The sequence below is a fragment of the Urechidicola vernalis genome (genome assembly GCF_031846385.1).
Lineage (GTDB): Bacteria > Bacteroidota > Bacteroidia > Flavobacteriales > Flavobacteriaceae > Urechidicola > Urechidicola vernalis.
The window spans coordinates 72,418-84,353 of record NZ_JAVRHV010000003.1; the positions used below are offsets into that span (position 1 = coordinate 72,418).

Genomic DNA, 11,936 nt, shown 5'->3' on the forward strand with positions numbered 1-11,936 from the left:
GAAAAACTAATGAAAAAAATTATTACACTGCTTGGCTTAGTACTAATTTTTAGCGCATGTCAGAATAAAAAAGATTTCGTTGCAAGTGATGGCTATGATGTGGTCATTATAAACGGTAGAGTCATGGATCCTGAAACTAATTTTGATGCTGTAAGAAATGTAGGGATAAAAGATGGACGTATTGTGGCCATTACAGAGAGTGACATAAGTGGAAGTCAAACTATTGATGCTACTGGACTGGTAGTGGGGCCAGGTTTTATTGATTATGAACAACACGGACTAGATCCTTGGGGTATAAAGGTAAATTTAAGAGATGGTGTTACAACTCAAATGGATTTTGAAGTAGGAGCTCTTAATATTCCAGAGTGGTACGAGAAACGAACAGGTACAACTCAAGCTAATTTTGGAACAGTTGCTGGGCAAGAATATGCACGCATGAGAATCCATGATCCTGAATTAGATTTGTCGGGTCCAGATGTATCTATGCCATATGCATTGAGTGTACATCGAGCAGGGTCTGCTGCAGATGGTCATGAAGGATGGGCAAATGATACTTCTAGTTATGCTCAAATGAACGAAGTACATGAAATTTTAGATGAAGAATTAAGACAAGGCGCGCTAGGTATAGGTTCTCTCATCGGTTATGCGGGTAAAGCAATTGTTAGTTATGAAATGTATACAACTCAGAAATTGGCAGGCCAATATGGAAGGGTAACGTCTGTACATCATCGTTTTCATCCAAGCGCAACACCTCCAACTGAAGGTCCAATTGGGTCTAAAGAATTAATAGCCAACGCAATGGCGTTGAATGCTCCTTTACAGATACATCATGATAATGATTTTGGATGGTGGGAAACTCAAGAGTTACTTGCGAGTGCTAGGAAGCAAGGATATAATGTATGGGCAACTTATTATCCTTGGATTGCAGGTGCTGGGAATTATGCTGCTGCTATTGTGAATCCACCAATTTGGGAAGATCTAATGGGTTATAAATATGAAGAGACTATTTACGATCCTCAGTTAGACAAATTCGTAACCAAAGAAGAGTTTCTAAAATTTGCCAAAGAAGAACCAGGTAGAACGCTTATTGCTTATTCACCGCCTAGAAAAAAATGGTTGCCAGAATGGACAAAAGTTGAAGGTTTTATTGTTGCAGGAGACGGAATGCCAGGTCTAAACAGTGAGGGAGAATTTTTGTCTTGGGATGATGATTTTTCAAAATATGCAGGGCATCCAAGAGTGGCAGGAACCCATGCTGCAGTTCTAAAAATTGCAAGAGAACAAAAAGTACCGTTAATGCATTCCTTATCTCAATTGAGTTATTGGCCAGCAAAATTTATGGGAGATACAGGGCTAAAAGTGATGCAGGAAAGAGGAAGAATACAGGAAGGAATGATAGCGGATATCACAATTTTTGACGCGGAAAATGTAACTGAAAATGCAAACTTTAAATCGGGTAGTCAGGGATTGGCAACTACCGGAATTCCATATGTTTTGGTGAATGGAACGATTATAGTGAAAGATTCTAAGGTTCTTAAAGACGTATTTCCTGGGCAACCAATTCGTTTTCCAGTTGAAGAAAACGGACGCTATGAAAAAATTTCAGAAGATGCATGGAAAAGACAAAATCTAATTAGAACCTTACCATTGAGAAAGGAAACACTTGACTCTAAATAAAATCACAGATTTAACGAATAATAAAAAACCTCCTGAAATTTCAGGAGGTTTTTTATTTTAGAATAAATTGAAATTATTTATTAAAATCTGCTACAATTTTTTCTACGTATTTGCTCGCAATCTTATCAATGTTTTTTGGATCCTTAACCTTTGTGGTTACAATTCCAATAATTTGTTCATCTGCCGGTAAATCCATATTGTAAATAACCGTTTCTAAAACATAAGTAGTAGATTTTGTTACAGAATAACCTGGCGAAGAGACAATTCCGTAGGTAGAATAGGACATAGGGTGTGCATAGTAGCCGTAAAACCCGCCATAATAACTTGGGTACATGGCACTATAAGGCATTCCGGTATAATAACCGCCACCATATTCAGAAACCGTTGTAGAAGTTTGCTTGTCTTTTAAAACAGTTAGAATAATTCCGTTAAATTTTTGCTCTTCTAAAATCAATTTTACATTATTCATTCGCTCTTCGGTCATCTCAGCATTTGGGTTCATTGTAGGAAATTTCTTATAACTCTCCGTTGCTTTAATGCCTTTAGAACGCACTTGTTTCGCAATTTCTTGCTCAAATGGAACACGCGCCGTTAGGTTGGCCGTTCTAGCAATTACTAAAATATTTTTATCGTTTATAGTACTTGCCTTTTCAGATTTCCATGAACCTAAAACTTTAACGCTGTTACAGCTGCTAAATATTAGTAGTGTAGTTAACACAAGTAGGCTAGTTGTTAATTTTTTCATTTTTGATTTTTAGAATTACGAAAAGCAAAAATACACTAATTTTTATTTACGGAATTGATAAAAATGACATGCTTTTGTCAGTATTTAAAAGCATCTCGTGCGTAGCCCATTTTATTTTTTTAGTTTTAGCAAAATTCAATCATCAATTTTACATTACATGGATAGAAGAAACGTACTTAAAAATATTTCATTAGGAGCAGGCGCATTGGCAGTCGGCGGATTAACAACATCATTAACAACCCCAAACACCGATTTAAAAATGAGTCCATTAAAATTAAAAGGAAATATCAATCATTCGGCATGTCGTTGGTGTTATAGTGGAATTGAATTGGAAGAATTGGCTGAAAAATCAGCGGATATAGGATTGAAAGGGTTGGATTTGTTAACTCCAAATGAATGGGCTATTGCAATTAAATATGGTTTAGAATGTTCTCTAGGAACAGATAAGTTTGCCAATATTATTCATGGATTTAACGAGCCAAAAAATCATAAAGAATTACAAGAAAAGTACACTGGATTAATTGATAAAGCTGCGGATGCAGGGGTAAAACAAGTTATTGTATTTTCAGGGAATAGACATGGAATGGATGACGCAGTTGGTTTAGAAAACTGTGCAGTTGGTTTAGAAGCTTTGGTTAAGCAAGGTGAAAAGCGCGGTGTTACTTTGGTAATGGAGTTGTTGAATAGTAAAGTAAACCATAAGGACTATATGTGTGATACCTCTCCTTGGGGAGTGCAATTAGTAGAGAAAATTGGTTCGGAGAATTTTGGACTACTTTATGATATCTACCATATGCAAATAATGGAAGGCGATGTAATTTCAACGATTAGAAAATACAATAAGTATTATTCGCATTATCATACTGGAGGTGTTCCTGGGCGTAATGAAATTAATGATTCTCAAGAGTTAAATTATCCGGCTATTATGAAAGCTATTGTTGCAACCGGATTTAAAGGCTATGTAGCTCAAGAATTTATTCCGACTTATGATGATAAGATTGCTGCTTTAAGAGAAGGGATTACTATCTGTGATGTGTAAAGTCTTTTCAAGAATAATAACTGATTTGCATTAAAATCATTTTAGTAAATTTACAATACCAAATTGTAAACATTGCTATTATGAAAAAAGCACTACTATTTATTGGCGCGATATTAATCGGGTTTACCTCATATGCTCAAGAACGTTATTTAACTGTGAGATCAAACGACTCTCTTCATGGACAACCTAAGTTCAAAGCAAGTTTAGGAGCGAATATTAAATTGAACGGTTACTATGATGTTTTTGGCGGATTACAGGGCAATGATACTTTTAATGTAGGTCAAATTGATGTATTTGGTGACGATGATTCTGGTAGTTTTGGTATGGATATGTATCAATCTCAATTGAAGTTTGAAACAACTTTAATGGAGAAAAATGGAAAAGAAATTTATGCGATTGTCGAGTTTGATTTTTGGGGAGGAAATGGGCAAATGCGCTTGCGAAAAGCTTATGTAGAATTTGCGAATTGGCAAATAGGACAGGGCTGGGCCTCATTTGGAGATGAAGCTTTATGGCCAAACATTATGGAATGGGAAGGTCCTCCATCTGGAGTTTGGGTACGGTCACCTCATATTAAGTATTTTAATACTATTGGAGGAAACCCAGATTGGCGATTTATTTTAGCCTTAGACGCTCCGCAATCTGATTATAATAAGTACGGAGAAATAGAGCCATTAGTAGATGATGCCCATCAAACTACGCCAGATTTTATTGCTGGTGTTAAGCATGAGAAAGAATGGGGGCATATTCGTTTTGCATCTATGATTCGAAGTATCAATTATAAATTTAATGATGTAAAAGACAACTTTATTGGGTATGGGTTTTCTTTCTCGGGAATGCTAAAAAAAGATAGAAATAACTTCCAATATCAATTTACAGGAGGTAAAGGAATTACTGCATACATTACCAGTGTAGCAGGATTTGGATATGATGGGTTTCCAACTTCTGATGGGAATTTTGAGGCAACGCCATCTTATGGTGGTTGGGCATCATATGAACATTTTTGGACTCCAAAGATTCATACAAATTTTGTGTTAGGTTATACTCGTTATTATACGAATGATATTGCTAGATTAATTTACGACGGAGATACTGATGATATCGCTCTTATAAACGGTGATATTGATAATAAACACGGCTATGGTATTGTAAACATAATGTACGACCCTTTTGAAAGAATGACCTTTGGTTTGGAATTAGATTATGGATCTAAAACACTTGATGTTAATGGTACTTTAAACGGAAATGAAATAATAGATGACAAAACTAGAGACGCCATGCGTATAAGTTTTGGGTTGATGTTCTATTTCTAACGTTGTTTCCTAAGCTTGCATTTTTAGATCGTAATCCAGAGAGTGTTTTCCTGAACCATAAAGGATAAAGAAAATAGAAACTAGGAATACTAAAGACGATTCTAATAAATTTTGAGGATGAATCGTTCCGAAAAAATTTAAAGTTACAGCTCCTATAAAAATAGGAAGTTGAACAATTAGAGATAGTCTGGTTAATAGGCCAAACACTAACATTAGACCTCCTACAAAATGGAACATGCCAACATAATGTACAGACCACATTAGGGCAGAGAAACTATCAAATTGCATTTCATTTAATAATTCCACAAGAAAACTCGGGTTCCTAAAAAAGAAGATTCCTTTGTAAATTAAAAAAACACCAAGCGAAATTCTTAAAATGTCAATAGGGTAATAGGCATGCGAATTAGCCCATTTGTTTAATTTTTTTATCAGTCTCATAACAAAAGAGTTTAATTAAACTTATAGAGGTGCTCATAATGTAAGAAAAAAAACACTGATATACAAGTGTTTATGTTAAGAGGGTGTCCCTCTTAAATTAAAAATATTCTATTGATAGAATAGAAGCTATTGTTTAGGTGCTCTGTTGTTTTTGTAATTTTTGAAAATAAAAAAAGGGAGATCATTTGACCTCCCTTTTTTTCGATTACTATTTCTTATTTTATACTGTATCCTTTAGACTCTACACATAAAGTATATGCTTTTTTGTAATCATCTAAAAGTGCTGTTTTTTTGCTTTCAACAGCTTGCTGATTTGCGGCTTCTTGCTGTGCTGCTTGTTGTTTAGAAGCACGTCTTCCTCTTAAACCTCCTACAATTGCTCCATATGCTGCTCCATCACCAGCATCTCCAGAGATAGAGCCAATTGCTGCGCCTGCAGCGGCACCTCTTGCAGCACCACGTACAGCACTACCATCTGGTCCTTTTTCAACTGGGGCTGCAGTAACCGTTGGAGGATTCAATGGATCGTATCCCGATTGCTCCTTTGCCCATAAAAAACAGTCAGACTCGTCTTTTTGAGTTTGTGTTACGTCTTGTCCGTTGTTTGGTATAATATAAAAACCTAAACTTTTAGAAATCCCTTGAGAAGGCGGAGGAGTAGTGGTTGTAGTTGATTGTGCATTACTATTACCAAATGCAAATAATCCTAAGGCTAAGATTGATAATTTTAAATATTTCATAATTTCTTTAATTTTTAAGTTATTGATAGTTCAAATATATTGCAGAACTTTTAGTGGTAAAACGACATAGAATGTCAGTTTGTCTATTCTAGAAATTTGGAATTGATATAAACGTAATCTAATTGTCGTAAAACATCTGCTTCGTTGTAGAACGTATAACTTTTTACAATTTGATTGTTTTCAATTTTATAAATGGTATTGGCCCAAATATCAACTTCGTAGTTGTCCTTTTTATATTTAATATGTAATTCTGCCCAATTAGAAACCCAATTACCTTTGTTTTCTCCGGAAACTACTTCTACAAGTGCATTTCTAGATTTTTTATATTCTATACTTTCGTAAATATCACCCATGCTTGCTTCCCAATTTTTTAAGGCTAATGGCTTTGTAATGGAATCTCCAAATGAAGGCCCATAACCAATATACTTATCTGCAAGCAATGTTTCCATAGTTTTGGCATCGTTATTTTCTACAGAATGAATATATTTTTCTACAATTTCAAGTCCATTGTCGCTGTTTGAGCAAGACATAAGAAATAAGGTGAATGTAAATATGATTAGGTACTTTTTCATGGTTGTATTTTTTAAATTAGACTTCAATTTTTTAGCTAAGTAAATTTACTAAAAAATTACCAAGCTGAACCTACCGTAAAATAGTAAGCCCACTCCTCAGGGCCCTTTGCAATATCAACGCCTAATTTTACACCCATACTTCGAGAGGCTAAGAATCGGATACCCGATCCGGCGTTCCAAACGACTTCATTGTCGTTTTGGTCTACCGATTTAATTGCGGTGCCTATTCCAGTAAATCCAACAACACCCCATCTTGGTGCAAAATTTATGAGTTGCTCTGTTTCTACAACTAAAGAAGTCTTACCCTGATATCTAAGTGCCGGAATTCCTCGTAAACTTACATAGGGATATGCATAAAAGGGAGGTGAGCCTGTAGCGACATGCGATTCAATTCTAAGTGCCGGAACCCACCATTCATTCACCGGCCAATACATATTTATATTTAAGTTAAGTGTCCCCCAGTCTCTTCTGCTGCCCAGGACTTCTAAATTTTGGTCATAACTTAGTTCAATTTTATACCCTTCAGTTGGAGAAAGAAAATGATTTAAATTATCAAATTCGGTAACTATTGATACTCCACTATTTACAGTTTTAAATAGTTCATCTAAGTCAATACTTCGTTCTGGGAAAAAAGTTGGATTTATATAAATAGTAGATAGTTGGTATTTTCCACCAATAAAAAAGTTACTTTCTCCTAATCTAAATAATAATTCTTGTGAAAGGAAAAAAGCTTCTTGATCAAATTGGATAGGGTTTTCACTTCCTAATCCATAATAATCCATGATGATATTTCCGTAGCCTGTAAATCCAGTAAATCGTAAATTATCTTGCTTCCAATAACCTAAATAACCACCTCCTACTAACCAGGTTCCATTGGTAGTAATTCCTGCAATACCAGCAACCATATCTGGTTTTTCTAAAGAATCTTTTTTAGTGATATTGTGCATAACTCCAACTATAATTCCAAAACCTACGGCTGGTTCAGTAATAGGAATTGCGAGAGGGAGTAACTTACTTTTTCTTTTAACAGTATCCTTTTTTGAAAATTTTTTGATGAGGTCGTTCGTTTTTTCAACCTCATTTTGACTTGAAAGAGATAATGTAAATAAAACACTTAATAGAAAAGAGATTGTTTTAAAATACTTGAGTGTCATTTATAAAGTGTTTATGTAGGGATTGAATAGTGTAAAAGTATCATTTTTTCTTAAACGTTCTATTACCAAGCTGATCCAATTGAAATATAAAAAGCAAAGTCTTCTGGTCCTTTGGCAAAATCGGCACCTAAACGGACGGGCATACTTTCAATAGGCCTGTATCGAGCTCCAAATCCTAAATTCCAAATTACTTCTTCATTATGAAATTCTTCAAACGATTTAAACGCGGCACCAATTCCTGTGAATCCTACCACACCCCATTTTTTTGTAAGATTTATTAAATGTTCAGTTTCAGCAACCATGGTTATTCTACCTTGATATCTTAATGCGGGAACTCCTCTTAGTTCTACATACGGAAATGCATAAAATGGCGGGTTGCCTGTTGCAAATTTTGAATCTAATCGTAGTGATGGCACCCAAAGATCACTTGCTCGATGATATAAATGCGAGTAGAATGTTACCATTCCCCAGTCTCTTTGACTTCCTAAAAACTCTAAATTCTGATCATAACTAAAATAAACCTTTGCACCGTTGGTAGGAGTTAAAAAATCATTTAGATTGTCATACTCAGCGATGAAGGAAACACCACTGTTGGTTATTTTATAATCTTTTAAATCAAAAAAAAGATTAGTTTGAACATTGTGAGGAACACTTACTCTTGATAACTGATATTTTCCTCCTAAGAAAAAGTTGCTTTCTCCAAGTCTAAATTCTAATTGTTGCGTTATTAAAAATATACGTTGATCAAAATAGAATGGATTTCCGTACCCTAAATCAGAAAGGCCATAAAATTTCATAGTTACTTTTCCGCCTCCTGCATAACCGACATATCGAACAGTATCATCTTTCCAAAACCCGAAATAGCCACCACCTGTAAACCAAGTGCTGTTAGTAGTAGCGCCACCAGCCAATACAATCATGTCCGACTGAATCTCAGGATCATCTTTTGGAACAAAAAGTAATCCGCCAATAATGGCTCCATATCCAATAGCTGGTTCAGTAATTGGAATTAAAAAAGGAAGCATTTTACTTTTCTTTTCAATAGTATCATTTATGGCAAGATCAGTTATGATTTCATTTTTTTCGGTAAAATCTTCTTGACTGAAAAGATGAACCGAACATAAGATTGAAAAACCAAAAAGAAGTAGTTTTTTATTCATAAAATTACTTTAGCCAAGATGAGCCGACTGTTACATAGAACCCAAATTCCTCTGGCCCTCTTGCCACATCTACTCCCATTTTTAGACCCATTTGTCGTGCAATTAAATATCGGAAACCTGATCCAACATTCCAAACAGTTTCGTCTGTATTTAAATCGTCTATCGCTTTAAACGCAGCCCCGACCCCGCCAAAACCAACAATACTCCATCTTCTGGAGATAGAGAATTCATGTTCTGTCTCAACCAATGCAGTAAAATTTCCTTGATAGCGAACCGCTGGAACTCCTCTAAGTTTTACATATGGTTTTGCGTAAAATGGAGTATTGTCACTAGAATACAACATTTCTATTCGTAAAGCAGGAGTCCAAGTTTCGGTGCCTCCAAAATAAAATAATGAGAAGAAATTGGCTTTTGAAAAATCAATATCACTTCCTAAAAACTCAAGATTTTGATCATAACTAAAGTGAATTCTAGTTCCTTGAGTTGGAGAAAAAATATTGTCATAGTTTTCAAATTCTGAAATAAAGGAAAGACCACTATTTATCAATTCTAAATTTCCAAAATCAATATTTTCAAAAAAACGAGTGCTCGTTTTTGTTAATTGGTATTTACCACCTAAAAAGAAGTTACTATTTTTAATTCTCCAAACGGCTTGTTGTAAAAAGAACCAACTTTGAATATTATATTCTTTCGGGTTTCGCGCAAAATTTCGATCTGATAAACCGTAATAGGTTAGGTTAATATTTCCATAACCTAAAATTCCTCGGTATCGTAAATTATCATTATTCCAAAAGCCTATATAACCGCCTCCTGCAAACCAAGTGTCATTTCCAGTGTAGCCTCCACCAGCAGCAATAACATCTGGTTTTTTCTTATCTCCTTCTTTGTTTTCTTTTCCTAAAAAATATAGGCCAATTGCTGCCGCTCCATAATCTACCGCAGGCTCAGTAATTGGCATTACAACAGGTAAAACGCCATGTAGATTTAATAAAAAATTACTTAAATCTATAGCACCATCTAGACTGTCTTTAAATTTAGAAATAGGCTTGGTGTCTTGTGCATTTATTTGCACTGAAAGAAAAAAAGTAAAAAATAATAATATAGTTTTTCTTAATAAGATCATGGCAATTTTATATATGTGCTATAAATTTAAAACCTCTCTAAAAGTTTTCCAACTTTTAGAGAGGTTTATTTATTTGGGGTTAAATCTTTTGATTCGCTTATTTCATTCCGTTCAAGTCTTTAGCCACTATGTATTTAACTCCTTGCAATGTTGCTTGTAAAGCCAATCCTTTATCTGCAATTTGGTACAATGTTACGCCTCTTGAAACATTCATTCCTACAGCAGCGGATCCTCCTTCACCTTCTTTTCCAGTATCAGCAGTTGCATCAGCTTGCCCATCTGCAGACCATCCAACTTCTAGAAAATAATCATATGCTTCTTTATCTTCAAAAATAAATACAGCATGGTACTTTTTTAATCCAATTCCTACACCAGCGCCCATAGATATCATTTTGACGTATAATTCTTCTCCTGTTGCATTATTATGAGCAACACCGCCTCCGTTACCTGAAGACAATACAAATAAATTCACACCTGTATTACCGAATGCAGCGTAGCCATATGCATTTGCCATTTTTGCTTTAGATTCAGGGTATGCATTATACATTTCATTTAAGGCTGTTGATTTATTTTTTTGAAATGATTTACGCTTTTTAGCCATTTTCTTTTCTTTTTTATCATCATTTGTATTTGATGCATAAGAAGTGGATAATCCTATTGTTAAGAATAAAGTTAAGATTGAAGCGGCGATTACGTTGATTTTACTTTTCATGATTTGTTAATTTAATGTGTTTTATAATTTGTTTGTTTATCAATTTTGATACTACAAATGTATACGCACCAATTAGAAAAGTTTACGACTTCTCGTGTCGTGTAATCAAATTTATATTTAAGCAAAAAAAATCCTCTTTAGAAGTCTAAAGAGGATAAATTATATTAAAAGCGTTTTTTTTATTTCCCGTTCAATTCTTCGGATACAATGTATTTGGTTCCTTGCATTGTTGCTTGTAAAGCCAAACCTTTATCAGCAATTTGATATAAAGTTACACCTCGCGAAACATTCATTCCAACAGCAGCAGACCCTCCTTCACCTTCTTTTCCTGTATCAGCAGTTGCATCAGCTTGTCCATCTGCAGACCATCCAACTTCTAAGAAGTTGTCAAAGGCCGCCTTGTCTTCAAATAGAAAAACTGCGAAGTACTTTTTTAAACCAATTCCTACTCCAGCTCCATAAGAAATCATTTTTACATATAACTCTTGTCCTGTTGCATTGTTATGAGACATTCCTCCACCATTACCAGAAGCCAATACAAATAAATTTACACCTGTATTTGCGAATGCAGCATATCCGTATGAACTTCCCATTTTAGCCTTAGATTCAGGATAAGTTTTATACATTTCACTTAGGGCATTGCTTTTATTTTTTTGAAATTGTTTTCTTTGTTTGGCAATTTTCTTTTGTTTTTTAGCATCTTTTTCTGCATCCTGCGCAAAAGTCGATGTCGTTCCTAAGGCGAAACAAAATAAAAGTAACATCGATAAGAGCGAGAGTGTTTTAGTGGTATTTTTCATAATTTTAATTTTAATAGTTGTTCAGCTAAGTTAATTAATATTTTTAAATAATTAGTGGATTACTTTTTTAACCCTACTAGTTGCGTCGTGTTTTGAAAGCGAAAGTCTAACAATACTTTCTTTAATAGCCTTCAAGTCATGAACAATATGAGGGTCCAAAGAAATTAAGTCTCCTCTCTTTAATGAAAAAACTTCATTTTCAACTCCAAAATCGATAGCACCTTCAAAGATTTCAACAACTATAGGGAAACCTGTTTTATGTGCTTTCATTAGTTGGCCTTCTTTAAAACAGATTCTAATTTCTTTATGAAAGTCATTGTCTAGTAAAACAGAAATTGCAGGTTTGTCCGTTTTAGACTCTATTTGATTTGTTAATGATGCTAATTTCATGAGAATTGATTTAAACTGCTGTTATTGTGATTTTTTATCCATGTAAATTTAAGAATTAAAAGGAAGTTGCTAA

Annotated in this window: 13 protein-coding genes; 3 read left to right on the forward strand and 10 right to left on the reverse strand. The window is 34.5% G+C overall.

Features of this window, described 5'->3' with window-relative positions; all coding sequences use genetic code 11:
* Nucleotides 1–9: 9 nt before the first annotated feature.
* The gene (locus RM519_RS07475; protein ID WP_311593064.1) at nucleotides 10–1,677 is read left to right on the forward strand and encodes an amidohydrolase family protein; all 1,668 of its coding nucleotides are present in this window, start codon (nucleotides 10–12) and stop codon (nucleotides 1,675–1,677) included.
* Between the two features lie 73 nt (nucleotides 1,678–1,750).
* On the opposite strand, the gene RM519_RS07480 is transcribed toward RM519_RS07475, so the two are convergent.
* Nucleotides 1,751–2,422 (reverse strand): hypothetical protein, encoded by a 672-nt coding sequence (locus tag RM519_RS07480; protein ID WP_311593065.1) that lies wholly within the window; start codon nucleotides 2,420–2,422, stop codon nucleotides 1,751–1,753.
* Between the two features lie 157 nt (nucleotides 2,423–2,579).
* On the opposite strand from RM519_RS07480, the gene RM519_RS07485 reads away from it, so the two are divergent.
* Both RM519_RS07485 and RM519_RS07490 read left to right on the forward strand, forming a co-directional pair.
* Nucleotides 2,580–3,461: a hydroxypyruvate isomerase family protein gene (locus RM519_RS07485; protein WP_311593066.1), complete on the forward strand. Its 882-nt coding sequence runs from the start codon at nucleotides 2,580–2,582 to the stop codon at nucleotides 3,459–3,461.
* A gap of 80 nt (nucleotides 3,462–3,541) precedes the next feature.
* A complete protein-coding gene (locus RM519_RS07490; RefSeq protein WP_311593067.1) occupies nucleotides 3,542–4,774 on the forward strand; it encodes a hypothetical protein in 1,233 nt (410 codons plus the stop codon).
* A gap of 9 nt (nucleotides 4,775–4,783) precedes the next feature.
* On the opposite strand, the gene RM519_RS07495 is transcribed toward RM519_RS07490, so the two are convergent.
* The 9 genes from RM519_RS07495 to RM519_RS07535 form a co-directional block, all read right to left on the reverse strand.
* Nucleotides 4,784–5,212, reverse strand: a complete 429-nt coding sequence (locus RM519_RS07495; protein ID WP_311593068.1) for a DoxX family protein — start codon at nucleotides 5,210–5,212, stop codon at nucleotides 4,784–4,786.
* A gap of 215 nt (nucleotides 5,213–5,427) precedes the next feature.
* Complete coding sequence (locus RM519_RS07500) at nucleotides 5,428–5,952, reverse strand: glycine zipper family protein (RefSeq protein WP_311593069.1); 525 nt, start codon at nucleotides 5,950–5,952, stop codon at nucleotides 5,428–5,430.
* Nucleotides 5,953–6,035: 83 nt separating this feature from the next.
* The gene (locus RM519_RS07505) at nucleotides 6,036–6,524 is read right to left on the reverse strand and encodes a nuclear transport factor 2 family protein (protein ID WP_311593070.1); all 489 of its coding nucleotides are present in this window, start codon (nucleotides 6,522–6,524) and stop codon (nucleotides 6,036–6,038) included.
* A gap of 56 nt (nucleotides 6,525–6,580) precedes the next feature.
* Nucleotides 6,581–7,678, reverse strand: a complete 1,098-nt coding sequence (locus RM519_RS07510; RefSeq protein WP_311593071.1) for a BamA/TamA family outer membrane protein — start codon at nucleotides 7,676–7,678, stop codon at nucleotides 6,581–6,583.
* A 62-nt stretch (nucleotides 7,679–7,740) separates the two neighbouring features.
* The gene (locus RM519_RS07515) at nucleotides 7,741–8,838 is read right to left on the reverse strand and encodes a BamA/TamA family outer membrane protein (RefSeq protein ID WP_311593072.1); all 1,098 of its coding nucleotides are present in this window, start codon (nucleotides 8,836–8,838) and stop codon (nucleotides 7,741–7,743) included.
* 4 nt (nucleotides 8,839–8,842) lie between these two features.
* Nucleotides 8,843–9,961 (reverse strand): BamA/TamA family outer membrane protein, encoded by a 1,119-nt coding sequence (locus RM519_RS07520; RefSeq protein WP_311593073.1) that lies wholly within the window; start codon nucleotides 9,959–9,961, stop codon nucleotides 8,843–8,845.
* A 97-nt stretch (nucleotides 9,962–10,058) separates the two neighbouring features.
* Nucleotides 10,059–10,673: a lipid-binding SYLF domain-containing protein gene (locus RM519_RS07525; RefSeq protein ID WP_311593074.1), complete on the reverse strand. Its 615-nt coding sequence runs from the start codon at nucleotides 10,671–10,673 to the stop codon at nucleotides 10,059–10,061.
* A 179-nt stretch (nucleotides 10,674–10,852) separates the two neighbouring features.
* Complete coding sequence (locus RM519_RS07530) at nucleotides 10,853–11,473, reverse strand: lipid-binding SYLF domain-containing protein (protein ID WP_311593075.1); 621 nt, start codon at nucleotides 11,471–11,473, stop codon at nucleotides 10,853–10,855.
* 51 nt (nucleotides 11,474–11,524) lie between these two features.
* Complete coding sequence (locus RM519_RS07535; protein ID WP_311593076.1) at nucleotides 11,525–11,863, reverse strand: cupin domain-containing protein; 339 nt, start codon at nucleotides 11,861–11,863, stop codon at nucleotides 11,525–11,527.
* Nucleotides 11,864–11,936: the final 73 nt, after the last annotated feature.

Excerpts from the sequence above, each read along its gene's own strand:
- RM519_RS07490 (WP_311593067.1), top strand. The coding sequence starts at position 3,542 with ATGAAAAAAGCACTACTATTTATTGGCGCGATATTAATCGGGTTTACC.
- RM519_RS07530 (WP_311593075.1), bottom strand. The coding sequence starts at position 11,473 with ATGAAAAATACCACTAAAACACTCTCGCTCTTATCGATGTTACTTTTA.
- RM519_RS07525 (WP_311593074.1), bottom strand. The coding sequence starts at position 10,673 with ATGAAAAGTAAAATCAACGTAATCGCCGCTTCAATCTTAACTTTATTC.
- RM519_RS07495 (WP_311593068.1), bottom strand. The coding sequence starts at position 5,212 with ATGAGACTGATAAAAAAATTAAACAAATGGGCTAATTCGCATGCCTAT.
- RM519_RS07475 (WP_311593064.1), top strand. The coding sequence starts at position 10 with ATGAAAAAAATTATTACACTGCTTGGCTTAGTACTAATTTTTAGCGCA.
- RM519_RS07500 (WP_311593069.1), bottom strand. The coding sequence starts at position 5,952 with ATGAAATATTTAAAATTATCAATCTTAGCCTTAGGATTATTTGCATTT.
- RM519_RS07480 (WP_311593065.1), bottom strand. The coding sequence starts at position 2,422 with ATGAAAAAATTAACAACTAGCCTACTTGTGTTAACTACACTACTAATA.
- RM519_RS07515 (WP_311593072.1), bottom strand. The coding sequence starts at position 8,838 with ATGAATAAAAAACTACTTCTTTTTGGTTTTTCAATCTTATGTTCGGTT.
- RM519_RS07510 (WP_311593071.1), bottom strand. The coding sequence starts at position 7,678 with ATGACACTCAAGTATTTTAAAACAATCTCTTTTCTATTAAGTGTTTTA.
- RM519_RS07485 (WP_311593066.1), top strand. The coding sequence starts at position 2,580 with ATGGATAGAAGAAACGTACTTAAAAATATTTCATTAGGAGCAGGCGCA.
- RM519_RS07505 (WP_311593070.1), bottom strand. The coding sequence starts at position 6,524 with ATGAAAAAGTACCTAATCATATTTACATTCACCTTATTTCTTATGTCT.
- RM519_RS07535 (WP_311593076.1), bottom strand. The coding sequence starts at position 11,863 with ATGAAATTAGCATCATTAACAAATCAAATAGAGTCTAAAACGGACAAA.
- RM519_RS07520 (WP_311593073.1), bottom strand. The coding sequence starts at position 9,961 with ATGATCTTATTAAGAAAAACTATATTATTATTTTTTACTTTTTTTCTT.